This window comes from Bradyrhizobium sp. LeoB3 (genome assembly GCF_055456055.1).
Window position 1 is genome coordinate 1 of record NZ_JBVBEF010000020.1, and the last position, 19,620, is coordinate 19,620.

Genomic DNA, 19,620 nt, shown 5'->3' on the forward strand with positions numbered 1-19,620 from the left:
GCGAGCGACGGCGGCTCCGAGGGGATGGCTTGGCCGGACCCCATGATCAATTTTGCTGAACTTGACGCACAGAACTGGGAGAGGGTTAGGGTGAGGGGCTGCTTCCGCGAAGATGGTAATAGCTGTATTCGCGGAAGCAGCCCCTCACCCGGATCGCATCTTCGATGCGATCCGGCCTCTCCCCGCGCGCGGGGCGAGGCGAGGAAGAGCGCGGCGCCAGATCGATCACCCCACCACTTCCGTGACCGGCTGCAGGTCGATCTCGAACGTTTCGAGGAATTTCGAGGTCATGATGTAGAAGCCGACCGAGAGCTGCAATTCGACGAGCGCGGCTGGCGTCAGTTTCGAGGCGATCGCGTTGAAGGTGGCATCCGTCGGCTTGTTGAGCTTGACGATCTCATCGGTGAAAGCGAGCGCGGCGCGCTGCACGTCGTTGAAGCAGGTGGCGGACTGCCAATTCTCCAACGCTTCGTTCTGTTCGTCGGTGACGCCGACATTCTTGCCGATCCGTTTATGCGCGACGATTTCGTAAGGAGCTTCGCACAGGATGCCGGTGCGGGTGATCGCAAGCTCGCGGACAACAGGATCAAGCTCGCCTCTGTGTCGGATCGCGCCACCGAGCCGGCAATATTGCTCAAAATAACTGGGCGAATGCGCCATCATGCGGAAGATGTTGGCGTTGCGATTCTTGTCGAGGATTTCACGGGTGCGATCGCTGGCTTTGGCGGGATCGCTGTATTCGATGCGGGCCATTCTTTTCCGTCTCGTTCTTTTTTCTCGATTTGCTTCGGTTCCGTTAAGTTTCAAAACACTATCCGCCGCTTGACGCAGGAGCAACACAGCCGAGTCAAAATGCCGCCGCAATGCTGACCGACCCTGCTACCGTCGATATTCGCCGAGTGGGGACTCAATCAGAGCGAATGTCCGACGCGGGGTGTTCCGAGAGTACCAATCTAAAAGGCCGTCGCTTGCGCGGTTTCCGCGCCACGATGAGTCACGCCCAAGTCTAGGGAGACAGGCATGAAGGAAGCCACCAGGAGGGCGGCCTCGGAAGCGCTCGCGCAAATGCTGGCGGTGACGGCAATGGTCGTCATCGCCAGTATTGTGCTCTATTGGCGGTGACCGCGATCATCTAACCTTTTCAAAATACGGCACCACGCGGCCCGCGAACTGCGCAAACCGCGCGGTCACCTTGTCGCCGATCGCAAGATCATTCTCGCCGTGGGCCATCATGCGGAAACCTTCGGCGGTGTCGACCAGCACCATGTTGTAGGGCACATGCGCGCGCGTCTCGGGCGTCGCGGCGCGGCAGACCAGCGAGGTCGCGTAGACCCTCCCTATCCCGCTGGCGCGCTTTTCCTGCGGATCCGGCGCGCCGCAGGCGGCGCAAAAGCTGCGGCGGAAATATTGCACAGCGCCGCAAGCGGTGCAGGATTGGTAGACGATCGCTTCCGCGCCGCTGGTCCAGTCTGCAAGCTTGCCGCTCATCGCACCCGCTCCAGGAACATGCTGACATGCGAGGACAGCACGCCGCCATCGCCATGCAACAGCGCGACCGAGCCGTCGCGGACCTGGCGGTTGCCGGCTCGCCCGGTCATCTGCAGATGCGTCTCGACCAGATGCGCCATCGCGCCGCCGACACCGCAATGGCCGTAGCTCAACAAGCCACCATGGGTATTGAGCGGCATCTCGCCGTCCTGATTGAAGTGGCCGGCACGCACGCGCGCGGCTGCCTCGCCGCGCTTGGCGAGACCGAGATCTTCGAGCAGCATCGCCAGCGTGATGGTGAAGCTGTCGTAGACCGCCGCATAGCGCACATCGGAGATCGCAACGCTGGAGACCGCCTTGGCCTTGGCGATCGCGATCTCGGCGCCGAGTTCACTCAAAGCCGGCGCGGCGGTGACATGCTGATGCGTATGCGCCTGCGCACAGCCGCGGATGCGCACGCCGATGTCGCTGATCCGCTCGCGGCTGATCACGAAAGCCGCGCCGCCGTCGGAGACCGGGCAGCAATCGAGCAGCTTCAGCGGCTTCGCCACCGGCTTTGACGCCATCACGTCGGCGACCGTGATCGGGTCGTGGAATTGCGCGCCAGGATGGGTCAGCGCGTGCTTGCGCATCAGCACGGCGAATTCGGCAAGGTCTTCCTCGGTGACGCCGTATTCGTGCATGTAGCGCGAAGCAACGAGGCCGTAATAGGCGGGGATGGTCGGCCCCAGCGGCACTTCGTAATCGGGATGACCGACTTGGGCGAGCGCCTGGATCGAAGCGTCGCGGCTCTGGCCGGTCAGCCTGTTCTCGCCGCCGACCACAAGCACATGCTTCGCCACGCCGGCATCGACGAGATGATGCGCCAGCATGGTCATCGCGAGCCCGGTGGCGCCGCCGACCTGCACGGCATGGGCATAGGACGGGCGAATGCCGAAATGCTCGGCGAACACGGTCGCAAGCATGATATGCGGCGAGACTGTGGAATAGCCGCAGAGGATGCCATCGATCTCCGATCGCCTCACGCCGGCGTCCGAAATTGCAAGCTCAGCCGCCTTGCTCATGAGATCGAGCGAGGATGAGCCTTCGTGCTTGCCGAACGAGGTGAGCCCGACGCCGGTGATGAAGCTCATGGTCGCTTTCCGTCATTCCGTGGCGCGTCGAAGACGCGAGCCCGGAATCCATTGCGCCTCCTCGCATGCGGCCCGATGGATTCCGGGCTCACCGCTTCGCGTCGCCCCGGAATGACAGGGTGAATCATCGCGGGCATCCTCAATACGACTTCGGCAGCCCGAGCACCTTCTCGGCGATGAAACTCAGAATGAGCTGCGGGCTGATCGGGGCGATGCGCGGGATCAGGGACTCCCGCAGGTAACGCTCGACATGATACTCCTTGGCATAGCCAAAGCCGCCATGGGTCATCACCGCCTGCTCGCAAGCGCGGAAGCCGGCTTCGGCGGCGAGGAACTTCGCCGAATTGGCGGCCGGCCCGCATGGCAGGCCATTGTCGTAGTGCCAACCAGCGGACAGCACCATCAGCCACGCGGCCTCCAGCTCCATCCAGCATTTGGCGAGCGGATGCTGGATCGCCTGGTTCATGCCGATCGGGCGGTTGAACACGATGCGGCTCTTGGCATAGGCCTGCGCACGCGACAGCGCGACCTTGCCGAGCCCGACCGCTTCGGCCGCGATCAGGATGCGCTCCGGATTCATGCCGTGCAGGATGTATTCGAAGCCGCGGCCCTCCTCGCCGAGCCGATCCTCGACCGGAATTTCAAAGTTCTCGAAGAACAATTCGTTGGAGTCGACGGGCTTGCGGCCCATCTTCTCGATCTCGTGCACGGTCACGCGCTGCTTGTCGAAATCTGTATAGAACAGGCTCAGGCCCTGCGTCGGCGTCCGCACCTCCTCCAGCGGCGTGGTGCGCGCCAGCAGCAGGATCTTGTTGGCGACTTGCGCGGTCGAGATCCAGACCTTCTGGCCGTTGACGATGTATTTGTCGCCCTTGCGTACCGCGCGGGTCTTGAGCTGGGTAGTATTGAGCCCGGTGTTCGGCTCGGTCACCGCAAAGCAGGACTTGTCGCGGCCATCGATGATCGGCGGCAGCATGCGCTGGCATTGCTCCTTGGTGCCGAACACGACCACCGGATTGAGCCCGAACACGTTCATGTGCACGGCTGACGCGCCCGACATGCCGGCGCCGGACTCCGAGATCGTGCGCATCATGATCGCAGCATCCGTGATGCCGAGCCCGGAGCCGCCATATTCCTCGGGGATGCAGATGCCGAGCCAGCCCGCCTCCGCCAGTGCACGGTGGAAGTCGGCGGGGTAGCCGCCCTCCTTGTCCTTCTTCAGCCAATAGGCGTCGTCAAAGCGCGCACAGATTTTTGCCACAGCATCGCGGATGGATTCCTGGTTGGCCGAGAGCGCAAAATCCATCAGTGTCTGTCCTAGTTCTCTGGTGTCTTGGTGACGCCGTCGCGGAGCATGGCGGCGATCTCGTCGGCGGAGAAACCGGCCTCCTGCAGGAGCTCCACACTGTGCTCGCCGAGCCGCGGCGCGAGCCGCTTCGGCTCGGCTGTCGTCTCCGACCAGCGCGCCGAGACCTTCATGCTGCGGATGCGACCTTCGGTCGGATGCTCGATGACCGGAAACACATCGGTTGCAACGATGTGCGGGTCCTGCAACAGGGTCTCGAGATCGTGCATCGGCATGACCGGCACGTCGGCCTTCTCGAGAATCTCGTTCCACTCCGCGGTGGTCTTGGTCTTGAGGATGCGCGCAAGCTCGGCGTAGACGCAATCGATATTGGCGGCGCGGCCGGCGAAGGTCGCAAATCGCGAATCCCCGCGCAGATCGTCGCGCCCGATCGCGGTGAAGAAATTGTCCCACTGCTTGTCGTTGTAGACGATCACACAGATATAGCCGTCGCTCGTCTTGTAGGGGCGCCGGTCCGGCGACAGGTGTCGCTTGTAGCCCCCGCGGTCGAGCGGCGGATCGTAGGTGAGGCCGCCCATATGGTCGCCCATGACGAAGCCGGCCATGGTCTCGAACATCGGGATGTCGACGCGCTGTCCCTGCCCGGTCTTGTCGCGATGCACGAGGCTTGCGCAGATCGCGCCGACCGCGGTCAATCCCACGATGCGATCGACCAGCGCGTTTGGCACGTAGCGCGGCACGCCGTCCGAGGTCTGCGCCATCAGCGCCGGCAGCGCCGTCGCGCCCTGGATCAGGTCGTCATAGGCGGGCTTGGCGGCATACGGTCCGTCCTGGCCGAAACCGAACACGCCTGCATAGATCAGCCGCGGATTGATCCTGGAGACGACATCGTAGCCGAGTTGCAATCGCGCCATCGCCTGCGGGCGCACGTTGTAGACGAGCACGTCAGCCTTGGCGATCAGGCGCAGCACGGCCTCGCGGCCGGCCGGCTTCTTCAGATCGAGGCAGATTGAGCGTTTGCTGCGGTTGGTGTTGAGGTACACCGGGCCCATGCCGGCATGGCGGGTCGGGCCGATCTGGCGCGTAACGTCACCGTCGGGCGATTCCACCTTGATGACATCGGCACCGTAGTCGCCGAGCGTCTGGGTCGCATACGGCCCCATCAACACGGTCGTCATGTCCACGACCTTGATGCCATCCAGCGGTCCCATAGCCTCGTCATCCTCTCAGAAAGGCAGCCAATCACGGCCGCGTTATCGCTTCCGGGGACCTAGTAACGGCAGGGCGTCCGCGAGATCAAGGCGCGCGGCGCGTATGGCCGTATGCGCGACGGGTAGCGGATTATCTTGTCGACCGCGCGTCGCGCTCCTTCATCAGCCGCTCGAGCTCGTCATTCTGCTGGCTGATGCGGTCGGCAATGCGCGCCTCGTTCTGCTCGCCGGATGCCGCGGCGGCCTGTTCGATGAGCTGCCTGATATTGTCTTCAAGAATCGCGATGCGATCGTTGAGTTCGTCCAGCGACAACGAGCTTTCGTTACCCATGATACACGCTCCGAAAGTCTGCGCCGCGGCATACCGCGGTGATCCCGTAGGATGGGTAGCATTGTAGGGTGGGCAAAGCGAAGCGTGCCCACCGTCACGAGCGGAATGCTTGATGGTGGGCACGCTTCGCTTTGCCCACCCTACGGCAGTCCGCAGCCTACTTCGCCGGCTCCAGCAGCGAAACGTAATTCGCAACCGCGGCACCGCCCATGTTGAAGATGCCGGCAAGCTCCGGGTTCTTCAACTGCATGCCCTCGGGCGCCTGTCCCGTGAGCTGCATCGCGCTCATCACATGCATGGAGACGCCGGTGGCGCCGATCGGATGGCCCTTGGCCTTGAGCCCGCCGGACGGATTGATCGGCAGCTTGCCGTCCTTCAGCGTCCAGCCCTCCTTGATCGCACGGGCGCCCTGCCCGCGCGGCGTCAGGCCCATCGCTTCATACTCGATCAACTCGGCGACGGTGAAGCAGTCATGGGTCTCGACAAAGGAGAGATCGGACAGCTTGGCGCCGGCCTGCTCCAGCGCGCGCTGCCAGGCCACCGTGCAGCCCTCGAACTGCAGGATGTCGCGCTTGGACATCGGCAGGAAGTCCTGCGCATGGGCGGTGGCGCGGAAGTTCACCGCCTTGCCCATGGTCTTGGCGGTCTCCGCATCCGTCAGCACCAGCGCGGCGGCGCCATCCGACACCAGCGAGCAGTCGGTGCGCTTCAAGGGGCCGGCGACGAACGGGTTCTTGTCGCTCTCGGCGCGGCAGAACTCGAAGCCGAAATCCTTGCGCATCTGCGCGTAAGGGTTGGCGACGCCGTTCTTGTGGTTCTTGGCGGCGATCAGCGCCAGCGCATCGGACTGGTCGCCATATTTCTGGAAATAGGCCTGCGCGATCTTGCCGAACACGCCGGCAAAACCGCCAACGGTGTCGCCATCTTCCGGCAAATAGGACGCCTTCAACAGGTTGCGGCCGATCTCCGGCCCCGGCGTCCGCGTCATCTGCTCGACGCCGACCACCAGCACGAATTTAGCGCCGGTCTGGATGGCGCGGATTCCCTGGTGCACAGCGGCAGAACCGGTCGCGCAGGCGTTCTCGACGCGCGTGGCCGGCTTGAAACGGAACTGCGGATCGGCTTGCAGCACCAGCGAGGCCGTGAAATCCTGCGGCGAGAAGCCTGCGTTGAAATGTCCCAGCACGATCTCGTCGACGTCGCCGGCCGAAATGCCGGCATCAGTCAGCGCCTCGTTGGCGACGCGTGTTACCAGGCTTTCAACGGTCTCCGCGTCGAATTTGCCGAAGGGCGTATGCGCCCACCCCACGATGCTGGCTGTCATGGCCGTTCTCCCGAAAATGTTCCTGATCGCTTGTAGCTGATCCGTAACCGGACTTCACCCGGCTTTCAGCGATTTCATGGTGCGGTCGCACATGGCGGTTATGCCGGCCCAATTGTTGGACCTGACCTCCGCGGGCGGGCAGAGCCAGGACCCACCGACCGCGACCACATTGGGCTCCGCCAGCCAGGTGGCGGCATTGGCCTCCCCGACGCCGCCGGTCGGGCAGAACCGCGCATTCCGGAACGGCCCGGCCAGCCCCCGAAGTGCCTTGATACCGCCTGACGATTCCGCAGGGAAGAATTTTGCGAGATCGAAGCCGTGTGCCAGCGCCTGCATCAATTCGGATGCGGTCGCGATCCCCGGCGCGAATGGCAGGCTGCTTGCCGCCGCCGCCTTCAGAAGCTCAGGCGTCGCGCCTGGGCTGATCCCAAATTTGGCGCCGAGCGACTCGGCTCGGGCCAGATCATCAGGGCTCAGGATCGTGCCGATGCCGACGATCGCGTCCGGCACCTCGGCCATGATCGCCGTTGCCGCCTCGATCGCGACCGGTGTCCGCAAAGTGACCTCAAGAGTGACCACCCCGCCGGCGACCAGGGCGCGCGCCAGCGGCACCGCATCCTCGCGCCGCTCGATCGTGAGGACGGGGATGACCTTGGCCTGGCTGAACAGCGTGACCAGCGTTTCCTGTTTGGCTGATGTCATTGCGAAACCCTGCGCGAACTCGGCGGCCGCGGCACTTTCTTCGGCGGCATGGCATAGCGCGGAATGATCGCGCCGGGATAGCACACCACGACGCCGGCCAGCCGGTGGCCCGCCCGCGCGGCCTCCGGCGGCTCGGCGCCGGAAAGCCGGGCCGCAAGGTAGGCGGCCGCGAAACTATCGCCCGCGGCGGTGGTGTCGATAACCGGCTGGGTCACCGGCTCGGCCCTCACTTCCCGCGATCCACCGGCAAAGCGCAGCACGCAGGCCGGCTCCGACAACTTCAGCACCACTTCCGGGCTCGGAATGCCCGCGAGCAGCGCCTCGGAGCCCTCGCCCGGATAGAGCGGCAACAAATCCTCGGTCGAGGCGAGCACGATGTCGGCCGCCTCGAACGCCGCGCTATAGGCGCTGCGCGCCTCGGCCAGATCGGGCCAGCCGCGGGCACGGAAATTGGTATCGAAGACGAAGCGCGTGCCGAGCAGGCGCGCGCGCTTCAGGGCCGTCATCAGGCGCCCTCGCCCGTAATCGTCGTAGATGGAGAGCGTGATGGCGGAGAGATAGACAAGATCGTAGGTCGCAAGTGAATTGAGGAGATCCTCGGTCTCCGGCAGGTGCATCAGCTTGCGGGCGGCCGAGTTCTCGCGCCAATGGAAGAATTTCCGTTCGCCCTTCTCATCCGTCTGGATCAGATAGAGGCCGGGCAATTTACCAGCGAGCCGGGCGACGCGCTTGGTGCCGACGCCCTCGGCCTTCCAGGCAGCGATCATCTCCTCGCTCAACGCATCGTCGCCAAGCGCGGTGACGTAGTCTACGTCGACGCCGAGGCGCGCGAGATAGACGGCGGTGTTGAGGGTGTCACCGCCGTAACCCCGGGAGTAGAGGCCGCCTGTCGTCCCGCTTTGGGGTCCGCCTTGCGCCTGCCTCAACTCGATCATGCATTCGCCGATAGAGGCTACCCGCGTCATGACCGCACTCCGAAGGGAAAGCTAGGCTGCAAACTTGCCGCCCAGCTCGTCCTCGATGTGAATCCGGATGATGTCGTCGAAGGTCTTCTCGGCCGTGGTGAAGCCGAGCTTCAGCGCGCGGTCGGTGACGAAGTCGCGTGGCCAGCCGGAGACGATGCCGATGATGGTCGGATCCGGCACCCGCTTGATCCGCGCCGTGACGTTCTTGCCGGCGACGCGCTCGAGTGCTGCGATCTGCTCGCCGACAGTGGCGGAGAGCCCGGGCATGCTGAGGTTGCGGCGCGGGCCGATGGCATTGAGGTCCATGGTCCCGGCATGCACGAGGAAGCCTACCGCCGAGCGCGGCGAGGCATGCCAATGGCGCACGTCCTCGGACACCGGCAGGATCGCCTCCTCGCCGGCGAGCGGCTCGCGCATGATGTTGGAGAAGAAGCCAGACGCCGCCTTGTTCGGCCGGCCCGGCCGGACGCAGATCGTCGGCAGGCGGATGCTGATGCCGTCGAAGAGGCCCTTGCGGGTATAGTCGTTGATCAGAAGCTCGCAGATCGACTTTTGCGTGCCGTAGCTCGTCAGCGGCGTGTGGAAGAACTCGTCGCCGATCTTCTCCGGGAACGGGGCGCCGAACACGGCGATCGACGACGTGAACACCAGCCGCGGCTTGTAGCCGCCGCCGACCGCGCGGATGGCGTCGATCAGGTAGCGCGTGCCGTCGAGATTGATGCGATAGCCCTTGTCGAAGTCGGCCTCCGCCTCGCCGGACACGATCGCGGCGAGATGGAAGATCACGTCGGGCCGCTCGGCGATCAATGGCGCCGCGGCGCCGGCATCGGCGAAGTCGGACGCCACAACCGTCACCGGGATCGAGGCGTTGGCCGGCTTTGCAGGCTCGACCACGTCCTGCAGGGTCATCCTGGTGATGTCCTGCTTGCCGAGGCGGCCGTCGCGCAGCAGACGGTCGGTCAATTTGCGGCCCACCATGCCGGCGGCGCCGAGAATCAGAACGTGCAAGACCCAACTCCTTCGTGTTCTTCAGGGCTAGATGGGCGCCTGCGCTATTCCTTCACGGCTCCCGTCATGGCCGACACATAATGCTCGACGAAGAAGGCGTAAAGGATCACGAGCGGCAGCGAGCCGACCAAAGCACCCGCCATCAGCGATCCCCATTTGTAGATGTCGCCGTCGACGAACTCGTTGACGATCGCGACCGGCACCGTCTTGTTCGGCGTCGATTGCAGGAAGGTCAGCGCATAGATGAACTCGTTCCAGCACAGCGTGAACGAGAAGATGAAGGCCGAGATCAGGCCGGGGATCGCCAGGGGCACGATGATCTTGGCCAGGATCTGCCAGCGCGAGGCGCCGTCGATCAGCGCGCATTCCTCGAGCTCATAGGGGATGGTCTTGAAGTATCCCATCAACAGCCAGGTCGAGAACGGAATGAGCAAGGTCGGATAAACCAGGATCAATGACAGCGGCGAGTCGAACAGGCCATAGGCCTGGATCACCGAGGCCAGCGGGATGAACAGGATCGACGGCGGCACCAGATAGGCGAAGAAGATCAGGATGCCGACGGTGTCGGCCCCCTTGAACCGCAGCCGCGTGATCGCATAGGCCGCGAGCACGCTGGCCGCGATCGACAGGAATGTGGCGCCGACGGCCACATACATCGTGTTCCAGAGCCACCTCGGATACTGCGTTTCGAACAGCAGCTTGCTGATGTGCTTGAAGGTCGGATGGACAACCCAGAACGGGTTGAACTTCTCCATGTCGATCAGCTGCTCGTCCGGTTTGATCGACGTCAGCACCATCCAGTAGAACGGGAACAGCAGCACCACGAGGATGATGAACAGCGGCAGATAGAGCGTGATCAGGCGCCGCGGCAGCGACTCCAGATAGCTCATGCCCTCGGAGTCGTCGCTCGCGGCCGACGCCGGCGCTTTGGTTTGCAGGGCTGAATCAGTCATTGTTCGATCCTTGCTGCCACTTGCGGCGCTGCATGCCGAACCAGGAGATCGCGATCGCGGCGAGCAGGAACGGGATCATCGCGGTCGCAATCGCCGCGCCCTCGCCCAGCCGTCCGGAGATGATGCCGCGCTGATAGCTCAGCGTCGCCATCAGATGCGTCGCATTGACCGGCCCACCGCGGGTCAGAGCCCAGATGAGCTGGAAGTCGGTGAAGGTGAACAGCACCGAGAACGTCATCACCACGGCGATGATCGGCGTCAGCAGCGGATAGGTGATGTAGCGGAAGCGCTGCCAGTTGGTGGCGCCATCGAGCGTCGCGGCCTCATAGAGCGAGGGCGACACCGTCTGCAGGCCGGCCAATAGCGTGATCGCCACGAACGGAACGCCGCGCCAGACATTGGCGAAGATGACGCTGGCGCGAGCCCAGGTGCTGTCGCCGAGAAAATTGATGTTGTGTTCAATCAGGCCGAGCTTGATCAGCGACCAGGAGATGATCGAGAACTGGGCGTCATAGATCCACCAGAATGCGATCGCGGACAGCACCGTCGGCACGATGAAGGGAATCAGCACGATCGAGCGGATCATGGCCTTGAACGGCATGTGCCGGTTCAAGAGCAGCGCGAGATAGAGGCCGATCGCGAATTTGATGACGCTGGCGATCAGCGTGTAGAGGATCGTGTTGAAGACCGACAGCCAGAAGATCGCGTCGTCCCACAGCCATAGATAGTTCTCCAGGCCGATGAAGACGCCGGCACGGCCGATGCGTTCGTCCGTGAAGCTCATCCAGATGCCGAGTCCCAGCGGATAGGCCAGGAACAGGATCAGGAAGGCCGCGGCCGGCAGCATGAACCACAGCGCCGCCCAGTTACGGCTGGCGCGCAGTCTTGACCAAAGTGACTGCTCGCCGGCAGCGGCAGTCTGCGCCGGCATCGATGTCTGGACAGTGCTCATTCCGTCTCCAACTCTAAATCGAAGGCAACGCCGGCCCGTGCCCCCCACGGCCGAGCGTCGCCCCGATCACCTTCACATCCAAGGCCGGCGCGGCCCTCCGCGCCGCCCGCTCGCTTAGCGGAAGATGCGCTTGGCCGCGCGTTCGGCCGAAGCCATCGCGGTTTTCGTATCCTCGCGTCCGGTGCAGTAGTTCGCGTACATGTCGACGAGCACGAAGTCGGCGATCGCAGCCGCCGCGTTCTCGCTCATCTGCGCCTCGCCGGCTGGCGTCGACGCGCTCTGCGCCACGCTGCGGTAAGGCGTCGTCTTCGGATCTGCGGTCCAGACCGGGTTCTTGTCGTAGCCGAGGAGGAAGTGGGACAGATAACCCTGCGCCGCTTCGATCCAGGGGTTGAACTGGTCCGGCTCCAGCATGAAGGCGGTGAACGCCTTGCAGGTCTGCGGATACTTCGAGAAGGTGAAGATCAGGATCGGGAACCCGAGATGAAGCTCGCGCGTCTTGCCGTCGATGCCGGGCGGCAGATGCGCATGGTTCATGTCCTCCGCGATCTGCGGATTCTCCTTCTTCGCCGTCACATAGATCGAGATGCCGTTCGTGGTGAGGTGAAGCTGGCCGGCGAGGAACGCCTTGTTGTTGGAGCTGTCGTTCCACGACGCCGTGCCCGGCACGAAGTTCTCATAGAGGCCCTTGACGTACTCGAGCGACTTGGCGGTCTCCGGCGAGTTGATGACGACCTTGTTGTTCTTGTCGATCATCTTGCCGCCATGGGCCCACAGCGCCCAGTGCAGCCAGCCGTTGGCGTCACCCGAGGCATGGCCCAGCGCCATGCCGGCCGGCGTGCCGTTCTTGTTCATGCCCTTCACGAGGTCGGCAAAGCCGGCGAGATCCTTCGGGAACTCCTTGTGGCCGGCCTTCTCGGCCGCGGCGACGCGATAGTTGACGAGGCCGCCGGTGGCGGCAACGGGAATGCCGATCCATTTGCCGTTGAGCATGCCGTAGGCCTTGCCGGAGTCAGTCCAGCCGCCGCATTTCTGGCCGAGATAGTCGGCGACGTCGGTAACATCGACGCATTTGCTCGGGAACAGGAACGGCAGCGAATACAGACCCCAGACCATGTCGAGGCCCTGCCCGGTGTTGGCGGCAACCGACGCCTTGGGCTGGATGTCGTCGTAGGATTCGTTGGAGACGTTGATGGTGACGTTGTTGGCCTTCTGGAAGGCGTCGACGATCTTCATGAAGGCAACGTCTTCGGCTTCGACGAAACGCTTCCAGCGCAACAGGTTGATCTTGGCCCCCGGCTCCGGCTTCCACGGCGAAGTCTGCGCCCAGGCCTTCGCATAGCCCAGCAGTTCGTCGCCCGACATCGTCGCGGCGGCTGCCAGAAGGCCTGCACCGCCCTTGAGCAGCGAGCGGCGATCGGTCGTAAACTTATTCATTTCAAGTCTTCTCCCTTAATTTTATGGTCTTGCTTGGGCTAGTTAATCCGGCCGCCTAGAGCGTGATGACTTTTCTTCGAATTGTCATCCCGCTCTAGCTCTTTGTTCGAGCATGATCTTCTTCGGAAAACCGGTCTCCACTTTTGCGGATTATGCTCTAAAGACGGTGGCCGGTGTCCTTGTCGAACAGGTGAGCGGACGACGCGCGCGGCCGCAAATGAATCCTTTCGCCGGGCTTGACGTCGTGTCGCTCGCGGAACACCGCAATGATGTCCTGCTTGCCGATGCGCGCCACGATCTGGGTTTCCGAACCGGTGGGCTCGACGACGATGACTTCGGCCTCGATGCCGTCACTGGCGAGGTCGAGATGCTCGGGCCTGATGCCATAAACCACCGGCTTGCCGTCGGAAGCGGTCGGCGCGGTCGCCAGCGGCAACCGGGCGCCCTCCTCGGTCTCGACATAAACCTGACCGTTGGCTTTCAGATGCCCGTTGAGGAAGTTCATTGCGGGCGAGCCAATGAAGCCGGCGACGAACTGGTTGTCGGGCTTGTCATAGAGCTCGAGCGGCGATCCCATCTGCTCGACGATGCCGTCATGCATGACGACGATCTTGTCGGCCATCGTCATCGCCTCGATCTGGTCGTGGGTGACATAGACCGTCGTGGTCTTCAGCCGCTGGTGCAGTTCCTTGATCTCGGTGCGCATGGCGACGCGCAGCTTGGCGTCGAGATTGGACAGCGGCTCGTCGAACAGGAACACTTGGGGATCGCGGACGATCGCGCGCCCCATTGCGACGCGCTGGCGCTGACCACCCGACAATTGACGGGGAAAGCGCTCAAGGAGCGGCGTCAATGCGAGGATTTCGGCGGCCTTCTTGACCCGGGAGGTGATGTCCTGCTGGTTCGCGTTCCGCAATTTCAACGAGAAGCCCATATTTTGGGCAACGGTCATATGCGGGTACAGCGCGTAGTTCTGGAACACCATCGCGATGTCGCGCTCTTTCGGCTGCACGTTGTTTACGACGCGATTGCCGATCGAGATCGTCCCGGAGGTGATGTTCTCCAGTCCCGCCAGCATGCGCAGCAATGTCGACTTGCCGCAGCCGGAGGGGCCGACCAACACCACGAACGCACCGTCCTCGATCGGAACAGTCACGCCGTGCAGGACTTCAAACCCACCGAACGACTTGCGCACGTCGCTAATCTGCACCGACGCCATTCATTTCCCTCCGATTCTAGCGGCGGTTAGGACCATAAAGGCCCTGCCCACTCTTCAAGTTGAGTTGCCTCTTAGCAGAATTTTTTCGCCATGTCGTTGGATCAAAGTTGAATATCGCGGCGCTCAATCAATTGCGAACAGTCGGTCGACGTGCATAAAGTCGCGTCAATGAAACAAGGCTGAGTGCAGTGCAGCATGCCTTTTGCGCTCGGGGAGAAACAATGAACAAGCCCGTTACGCCAGTCACCAAACGCAAGCTCCGCTCCAGTGAATGGTTCAACAACCCGCACAATCCCGGCATGACCGCGCTCTATCTCGAGCGCTACCTTAATTATGGACTGACGCGGCAGGAACTGCAGTCCGGCAAACCGATCATCGGCATTGCGCAGACCGGCAACGATCTCTCGCCCTGCAATCGCCATCATCTTGAATTGGCGCATCGGGTGCGCGAAGGCATCCGCGAAGCCGGCGGTATCGCGATGGAGTTTCCGACCCATCCAATTCAGGAGACGGGGAAGCGGCCCACCGCCGCGCTCGATCGCAATCTCGCCTATCTCGGCCTCGTCGAAGTTCTCTTCGGCTATCCGCTCGATGGCGTGGTGCTGACCACCGGCTGCGACAAGACCACGCCCGCCTGCCTGATGGCGGCGGCGACCGTGAACCTGCCCGCGATCGTGCTGTCGGGCGGGCCGATGTTGAATGGCTGGCACAATGGCGTGCGCTCAGGTTCCGGCACCGTGGTCTGGAAGGCGCGCGAGCAACTCGCCGCCGGCGAGATCGATTATGAGGAGTTCATGAACGTCGTCGCCTCCTCGGCGCCGTCGGTCGGCCATTGCAACACGATGGGCACCGCCTCGACCATGAACTCGCTGGCCGAAGCGCTCGGCATGTCGCTGCCAGGATGCGCGGCGATCCCCGCGCCCTATCGCGAGCGCGGCCAGATCGCCTATGAGACCGGCAAGCGCATCGTCGAGATGGTCTGGGAGGACCTGAAGCCTTCCGACATCCTCACCCGCAAGGCGTTCGAGAACTGCATCGTGGTGAATTCGGCGATCGGCGGCTCGACCAACGCGCCGATCCACATCAACGCACTCGCCCGCCATGTCGGCGTCGAATTGTCGATCGACGACTGGCAGAAATATGGCCACGACGTGCCGCTGCTGGTGAACATGCAGCCGGCCGGCTTCTATCTCGGCGAGGAATATCACCGCGCAGGCGGCGTGCCTTCGGTGGTGCGCGAATTGATGACGCACAAGCGCATCCATGAAGATGCGGTGACGGTCAACGGCCGCACCATGGGCGAGAACTGCAAGGATGCAGCCCGGCCCGATGCCGACGTGATCTGGACCTACGACAAGCCGCTGGTGAAGGACGCAGGCTTCCTGGTACTGCGCGGCAATCTCTTCGATTCCGCGATCATGAAGACCAGCGTGATCTCCAAGGAGTTCCGCGACCGCTATCTGGTCAACCCGAAGGACCCGAACGCCTTCGAGGGTCGCGCCATCGTGTTCGAGGGGCCGGAGGATTACCACAAGCGGATCGAGGATCCCTCGCTCGAGATCGACGAGCACTGCATGCTGTTCATCCGCGGCGCCGGTCCGATCGGCTATCCCGGCGGTGCCGAAGTCGTGAACATGCAGCCGCCGGCGGCGCTGATCAAACGCGGCATCCTGTCCCTGCCGTGCATCGGCGACGGACGCCAGTCCGGCACCTCGGGCTCGCCGTCGATCCTCAACGCCTCGCCGGAAGCGGCCGCCGATGGCGGGCTGGCGATCCTGAAGACCGGCGACCGGGTGCGCATCGACCTGAACAAAGGCACCGCCAACATCCTGATCTCGGATGACGAGGTGAAGAAGCGGCATGCCGAATTGAAGGCAAATGGCGGCTTCCGCTATCCGGCGAACCAGACGCCGTGGCAGGAACTCTATCGCGCCACCGTCGGCCAGCAGGCCACCGGCGCCTGCCTCGAACTCGCCACCCGCTATCACGACATCGCCGGCAAGGTCGGCGTGGCCAGGGATAATCACTAGGTTGGCGTCATTCCGGGGCGTCGCGAAGCGACGAACCCGGAATCCATTGCGCCACATACGCAAGCAGACAAATGGATTCCGGGCTCACGCTTCGCGTGCCCGGAATGACGCGCAGAATGAAGGGAGACAACATGTCAGACCGCCTGAAGGGCAAGCGCGCATTCGTCACTGCGGCGGCCGTGGGCATCGGCCGCGCTTGCGCGGTGGCCTTTGCGCGCGAGGGCGCCAGCGTGTTCGCCACCGATATCGACGAGGAGAAGCTCGCGCTGCTCAAGCAGGAGGGCATCGCCGAGGTGGCGCGGCTGGACGTGCGCGACACCGCTGCGGTCGCGGCGATGGCCAAGCGCGTCGGCAAGACTGACATCCTGCTCAATGCCGCCGGCTTCGTCCATCACGGCACGGTGCTCGATTGCTCCGATGAGGACTGGGATTTCTCCTTCGACCTCAATGTGAAGTCGATGCACCGCACGATCCGTGCCTTCCTGCCGGGCATGCTGGACGCGGGCGGTGGCGCGATCGTGAACATCGCCTCCGCCGCCGGCGTGTTCAAGGCCGCGCCGAACCGTTACGTCTACGGAGCGACCAAAGCGGCGGTGGCCGCCCTCACCCGCTCGGTCGCGGCCGACTTCATCTCCAAAGGCATCCGCTGCAACTGCATCTGCCCCGGCACGGTCGAGACGCCCTCGATGCTGCAGCGCGCCGCCGCCGCAGGCCCGCAAGGGCGCGACATGTTCATCGCCCGCCAGCCGATGGGCCGGCTCGGCACCGCCGAGGAGATCGCCGCACTCGCCGTCTATCTCGCCAGCGACGAGAGCGCGTTCACCACCGGCGTCGCGCATGCCATCGACGGCGGCTGGACACTCTAATTTCAAGGAAGCACACCATGAACGAATACGATCTCACCGGCCGGGTTGCGGTTGTCACCGGCGGCGCGCAGGGATTTGGGCGCGCGATCACCGATCGCTTTGTCGCCTCCGGCGCCAAAGTCGCGATCTGGGATCATGACATCACGCTGGCGGAGAAGACCGCGAAGGAGATCGGCCCGGAGGTGGCCGCTTTCAAGGTCGACGTTACCGATCCCGCCGGCGTCGAGAAAGTGCGCGACGAAGTGCTCAAGGCGTTCGGCAAGATCGACATCCTCGTCAATAATGCCGGTATCGCCGGCATCAACAAGACCGTGTGGGAGACTGACCTCGAGGAATGGCGCAAGGTATTGCGCATCAACCTCGATGGCCCCTTCATCTGCTGCAAGGCGATCGTGCCGGCGATGCTCAAGCAGGGCTACGGCCGTATCGTCAACATCGCCTCCATTGCCGGCAAGGAAGGCAATCCGAACGCGGCGCATTATTCGTCGTCGAAGGCCGGCCTGATCGCGCTGACGAAATCGCTCGGCAAGGAACTCGCGCAACACGATATCCTCGTCAACGCGGTAACGCCGGCGGCGGCGCGTACCGCGATCTTCGACCAGATGACGCAGCAGCATATCGACTTCATGCTGTCGAAGATCCCGAAAGGCCGCTTCGTGCTGGTGGAAGAACTCGCCGCGCTTGTCGCCTGGCTGGCGTCGGAGGATTGCGCCTTCTCCACCGGCGCCGTGTTCGACATCTCAGGCGGCCGCGCGACCTACTAATTAAATCGGTTGGCGGAGCTCCGCGACCAGATGGTCGGCCAACAGTAACGCCGCGCGCGACAGGTTCGCGGCGCGATGCAGCCTGATCTCGGCGCGCGGCAGCGGCGGCATGCCGTCGCGATCCGACAGGCGCCGGAGCCGCGGCGGAAAGGTGCCGGCCTTGACCACGGTGACGGCCAATCCCTGCACCGCGATCGCCTCGACCGCCGCGAGGCTGTGGCTGACGAAGGCGAGCCGCCACGGCCGTTTCGCAGCGTCGAGCGCCTGCATCGCCCAACTCCGGAACAGGCAGCCCTGCGGGTAAAGCGCCACCGGAAGCGGATCAAGCTCCTCGACGCGATGCTCCGGGCTCGCCGCCCACACCGCCTGCTCGCACCGCAGTAGTTCGCCTTCGCCGCATCCTTCCGGGTGCATGGCGATGACGAGGTCGTAGGCCTCTCCGAGCCGGTCGGTCATGGACGAGGTCAGCCCCGTCTCCATCTCGATATGGATCAGCGGATAATTGGCGACGAAGCTGGCGAGCAGCGGCGGGACCAGTAGCGTGCCGTAGTCGTCCATCACGCCGAGGCGGACGCGCCCCTCTACCTTGTGCTCCCGGACGCGGCCCATCGCCTCCTCGTTCAGGCTGAGGATGCGGCGCGCATAGCCGAGCAGGCCCTCGCCGGCTGCGCTCAGATCGACGTTGGCTTTGGTGCGATGAAACAGCTCCGCCTGCAGCCGCTCTTCCAGCCGCTTCACCTGCATGCTGACCGCCGATTGCGTCCGGTTCAGCGCCACGGCCGCACGGGTGAAGGAACGATGGTCCGCCACCGCAACGAATGCCTTCAGGAGATCAGGATCCAGGCTCATCACGAACCGTGATTTTATCTATCAGATAAATTCCATTCCTTGATTATCGCGTGTCCCCTACCGTCGGCAAGAGCCGAAAAGGAGGTCAAGCCGGATGGGCGAAACTTGGGGTGTCCTGGCCGCGGTGCTTTCGAGCGCGCTTGGCGGCACGTCGATCGGGGCAACGCGCTACCTCGTGGGCGCCATCGACCCGCTCGCCATCGGCGCGTTCCGCTTCGGCATCGGCTTCCTGCTGCTGCTTCCGCTCGTCCTGATACAGGGACGAAGCTGGCCGGCGCGACGCGACTGGCCGGCGGTGATTGGCCTCGGCCTGTTGTTCTTCGCCCTGTTCCCGATCCTGTTCAACGCATCGCTGATCTTCACGACGGCGGCGCGCGGTGCGCTCGCGCTCTCGACATTGCCGCTATTGACGATGGCGGTCGGCGCGGCGCTTGGCAGCGAGCAATTGACGGTGCGAAAGACCACGGGCGTACTGGTGACGATAACAGGTGTCGCCATGGCCCTGCTCTCCGGCCTCAGCACCGCGCCTGACGGGGCGTGGCGCGGCGATCTCCTGATGGTCGCGGCCGCGCTCTGCATGGCGCTCTACAGCATCTGGTCGAGGCCCTTCATCCGCCGCTCCGGCCCCATCCCGTTCACGACGATGGCCATGGCCGCCGGTGCCGCCTGCCTTATCCTCGCCTCGCTCGCGCGTGGCAGTTTTGCCCCGGTCGCCGCTTTCGGTGTCCCACAATGGTTCGGCGCGGTCTATCTCAGGGCCTTCGGCGCGGCGCTGACGTTCTATCTCTGGGCATTCGCGCTGGAGCGCACGACGCCGACCCGCGTCGCGATCTCGGTGACCGTCAATCCGATCGCGGCATCGCTCGTCGGCGCGACGCTGCTGGGCGAGCCGCGGCGCTGGAATCTGGTGATTGGCATCGTGACCGTGTTCGCGGGCATCTGGATCGCGACGACGCAATCCGGCCCCAAGGAGGTCGTCGAGGCCGATCCGGCAGTGCAGAAGCTACGCTGACGGCCGATATTCCGCGCTAATGCGTCGCAGCGCATTTCCGCCTTGCGCCGGAACCCGGCCGCAACCATCA

General features: G+C 63.8%; 19 protein-coding genes. 4 read left to right on the plus strand and 15 right to left on the minus strand.

Annotated elements, in window-relative coordinates; translation table 11 throughout:
• Positions 1-225 precede the first annotated feature (225 nt).
• The 14 genes from ACZXDY_RS16075 to ACZXDY_RS16140 form a co-directional block, all read right to left on the minus strand.
• Complete coding sequence (locus ACZXDY_RS16075; protein ID WP_464346163.1) at positions 226-753, minus strand: carboxymuconolactone decarboxylase family protein; 528 nt, start codon at positions 751-753, stop codon at positions 226-228.
• 375 nt (positions 754-1,128) lie between these two features.
• Positions 1,129-1,488: a Zn-ribbon domain-containing OB-fold protein gene (locus tag ACZXDY_RS16080; protein WP_464346164.1), complete on the minus strand. Its 360-nt coding sequence runs from the start codon at positions 1,486-1,488 to the stop codon at positions 1,129-1,131.
• Entirely contained in the window at positions 1,485-2,621 is a 1,137-nt protein-coding gene (locus ACZXDY_RS16085; RefSeq protein WP_464346165.1) for a thiolase family protein, read from the minus strand. The genes ACZXDY_RS16080 and ACZXDY_RS16085 overlap by 4 nt, the downstream gene beginning before the upstream one ends.
• A 139-nt stretch (positions 2,622-2,760) precedes the next feature.
• Positions 2,761-3,927, minus strand: coding sequence for an acyl-CoA dehydrogenase family protein (locus ACZXDY_RS16090; protein WP_208826728.1), 1,167 nt, complete (start codon positions 3,925-3,927; stop codon positions 2,761-2,763).
• 11 nt (positions 3,928-3,938) lie between these two features.
• The gene (locus ACZXDY_RS16095; protein WP_464346166.1) at positions 3,939-5,138 is read right to left on the minus strand and encodes a CaiB/BaiF CoA transferase family protein; all 1,200 of its coding nucleotides are present in this window, start codon (positions 5,136-5,138) and stop codon (positions 3,939-3,941) included.
• A 130-nt stretch (positions 5,139-5,268) separates the two neighbouring features.
• The gene (locus ACZXDY_RS16100; protein WP_027579670.1) at positions 5,269-5,469 is read right to left on the minus strand and encodes a hypothetical protein; all 201 of its coding nucleotides are present in this window, start codon (positions 5,467-5,469) and stop codon (positions 5,269-5,271) included.
• A gap of 157 nt (positions 5,470-5,626) precedes the next feature.
• Positions 5,627-6,793: an acetyl-CoA acetyltransferase gene (locus ACZXDY_RS16105; protein WP_456641787.1), complete on the minus strand. Its 1,167-nt coding sequence runs from the start codon at positions 6,791-6,793 to the stop codon at positions 5,627-5,629.
• Positions 6,794-6,847: 54 nt separating this feature from the next.
• Positions 6,848-7,495: a bifunctional 4-hydroxy-2-oxoglutarate aldolase/2-dehydro-3-deoxy-phosphogluconate aldolase gene (eda, locus tag ACZXDY_RS16110; protein WP_464346167.1), complete on the minus strand. Its 648-nt coding sequence runs from the start codon at positions 7,493-7,495 to the stop codon at positions 6,848-6,850.
• On the minus strand, positions 7,492-8,460 hold the full coding sequence (locus ACZXDY_RS16115) for a sugar kinase (protein WP_464346168.1): 969 nt from the start codon (positions 8,458-8,460) through the stop codon (positions 7,492-7,494). The genes eda and ACZXDY_RS16115 overlap by 4 nt, the downstream gene beginning before the upstream one ends.
• Before the next feature lie 21 nt (positions 8,461-8,481).
• The gene (gene denD / locus ACZXDY_RS16120; protein ID WP_028164606.1) at positions 8,482-9,468 is read right to left on the minus strand and encodes a D-erythronate dehydrogenase; all 987 of its coding nucleotides are present in this window, start codon (positions 9,466-9,468) and stop codon (positions 8,482-8,484) included.
• Positions 9,469-9,512: 44 nt separating this feature from the next.
• Positions 9,513-10,421 carry a carbohydrate ABC transporter permease gene (locus tag ACZXDY_RS16125; protein ID WP_464346169.1) on the minus strand — a complete coding sequence of 303 codons (909 nt, stop codon included), beginning with the start codon at positions 10,419-10,421 and terminating at the stop codon, positions 9,513-9,515.
• Positions 10,414-11,373, minus strand: coding sequence for a carbohydrate ABC transporter permease (locus ACZXDY_RS16130; RefSeq protein ID WP_028164604.1), 960 nt, complete (start codon positions 11,371-11,373; stop codon positions 10,414-10,416). Before ACZXDY_RS16130 ends, ACZXDY_RS16125 begins: the two co-directional genes overlap by 8 nt.
• 114 nt (positions 11,374-11,487) lie before the next feature.
• Positions 11,488-12,810 (minus strand): ABC transporter substrate-binding protein, encoded by a 1,323-nt coding sequence (locus ACZXDY_RS16135; RefSeq protein WP_028164603.1) that lies wholly within the window; start codon positions 12,808-12,810, stop codon positions 11,488-11,490.
• A 157-nt stretch (positions 12,811-12,967) separates the two neighbouring features.
• A complete protein-coding gene (locus tag ACZXDY_RS16140; RefSeq protein ID WP_028164602.1) occupies positions 12,968-14,029 on the minus strand; it encodes an ABC transporter ATP-binding protein in 1,062 nt (353 codons plus the stop codon).
• A 221-nt stretch (positions 14,030-14,250) separates the two neighbouring features.
• Between ACZXDY_RS16140 and ACZXDY_RS16145 the strand changes: the two genes are divergently transcribed.
• The 3 genes from ACZXDY_RS16145 (at position 14,251) to ACZXDY_RS16155 (ending at position 17,689) form a co-directional block, all read left to right on the plus strand.
• Positions 14,251-16,059: an IlvD/Edd family dehydratase gene (locus tag ACZXDY_RS16145; protein WP_456641791.1), complete on the plus strand. Its 1,809-nt coding sequence runs from the start codon at positions 14,251-14,253 to the stop codon at positions 16,057-16,059.
• 131 nt (positions 16,060-16,190) lie between these two features.
• Positions 16,191-16,925, plus strand: a complete 735-nt coding sequence (locus tag ACZXDY_RS16150) for an SDR family oxidoreductase (protein WP_464346170.1) — start codon at positions 16,191-16,193, stop codon at positions 16,923-16,925.
• 17 nt (positions 16,926-16,942) lie between these two features.
• On the plus strand, positions 16,943-17,689 hold the full coding sequence (locus tag ACZXDY_RS16155) for an SDR family NAD(P)-dependent oxidoreductase (protein ID WP_028164599.1): 747 nt from the start codon (positions 16,943-16,945) through the stop codon (positions 17,687-17,689).
• Here the strand turns inward: ACZXDY_RS16155 and ACZXDY_RS16160 are convergent, their stop codons facing one another.
• Positions 17,690-18,538 (minus strand): LysR substrate-binding domain-containing protein, encoded by an 849-nt coding sequence (locus ACZXDY_RS16160; RefSeq protein WP_028164598.1) that lies wholly within the window; start codon positions 18,536-18,538, stop codon positions 17,690-17,692. It abuts the gene before it with no gap.
• 94 nt (positions 18,539-18,632) lie between these two features.
• Here ACZXDY_RS16160 and ACZXDY_RS16165 point away from each other — a divergent pair, with 94 nt between their 5' ends.
• A complete protein-coding gene (locus tag ACZXDY_RS16165) occupies positions 18,633-19,550 on the plus strand; it encodes a DMT family transporter (protein WP_464346171.1) in 918 nt (305 codons plus the stop codon).
• The last annotated feature ends 70 nt before the right edge of the window (positions 19,551-19,620 follow it).

Coding starts and splice junctions, on each gene's coding strand:
- ACZXDY_RS16075 (WP_464346163.1), bottom strand. CDS start 753: ATGGCCCGCATCGAATACAGCGATCCCGCCAAAGCCAGCGATCGCACC.
- ACZXDY_RS16080 (WP_464346164.1), bottom strand. CDS start 1,488: ATGAGCGGCAAGCTTGCAGACTGGACCAGCGGCGCGGAAGCGATCGTC.
- ACZXDY_RS16085 (WP_464346165.1), bottom strand. CDS start 2,621: ATGAGCTTCATCACCGGCGTCGGGCTCACCTCGTTCGGCAAGCACGAA.
- ACZXDY_RS16090 (WP_208826728.1), bottom strand. CDS start 3,927: ATGGATTTTGCGCTCTCGGCCAACCAGGAATCCATCCGCGATGCTGTG.
- ACZXDY_RS16095 (WP_464346166.1), bottom strand. CDS start 5,138: ATGGGACCGCTGGATGGCATCAAGGTCGTGGACATGACGACCGTGTTG.
- ACZXDY_RS16100 (WP_027579670.1), bottom strand. CDS start 5,469: ATGGGTAACGAAAGCTCGTTGTCGCTGGACGAACTCAACGATCGCATC.
- ACZXDY_RS16105 (WP_456641787.1), bottom strand. CDS start 6,793: ATGACAGCCAGCATCGTGGGGTGGGCGCATACGCCCTTCGGCAAATTC.
- eda (WP_464346167.1), bottom strand. CDS start 7,495: ATGACATCAGCCAAACAGGAAACGCTGGTCACGCTGTTCAGCCAGGCC.
- ACZXDY_RS16115 (WP_464346168.1), bottom strand. CDS start 8,460: ATGACGCGGGTAGCCTCTATCGGCGAATGCATGATCGAGTTGAGGCAG.
- ACZXDY_RS16125 (WP_464346169.1), bottom strand. CDS start 10,421: ATGACTGATTCAGCCCTGCAAACCAAAGCGCCGGCGTCGGCCGCGAGC.
- ACZXDY_RS16130 (WP_028164604.1), bottom strand. CDS start 11,373: ATGAGCACTGTCCAGACATCGATGCCGGCGCAGACTGCCGCTGCCGGC.
- ACZXDY_RS16135 (WP_028164603.1), bottom strand. CDS start 12,810: ATGAATAAGTTTACGACCGATCGCCGCTCGCTGCTCAAGGGCGGTGCA.
- ACZXDY_RS16140 (WP_028164602.1), bottom strand. CDS start 14,029: ATGGCGTCGGTGCAGATTAGCGACGTGCGCAAGTCGTTCGGTGGGTTT.
- ACZXDY_RS16145 (WP_456641791.1), top strand. CDS start 14,251: ATGAACAAGCCCGTTACGCCAGTCACCAAACGCAAGCTCCGCTCCAGT.
- ACZXDY_RS16150 (WP_464346170.1), top strand. CDS start 16,191: ATGTCAGACCGCCTGAAGGGCAAGCGCGCATTCGTCACTGCGGCGGCC.
- ACZXDY_RS16155 (WP_028164599.1), top strand. CDS start 16,943: ATGAACGAATACGATCTCACCGGCCGGGTTGCGGTTGTCACCGGCGGC.
- ACZXDY_RS16160 (WP_028164598.1), bottom strand. CDS start 18,538: ATGAGCCTGGATCCTGATCTCCTGAAGGCATTCGTTGCGGTGGCGGAC.
- ACZXDY_RS16165 (WP_464346171.1), top strand. CDS start 18,633: ATGGGCGAAACTTGGGGTGTCCTGGCCGCGGTGCTTTCGAGCGCGCTT.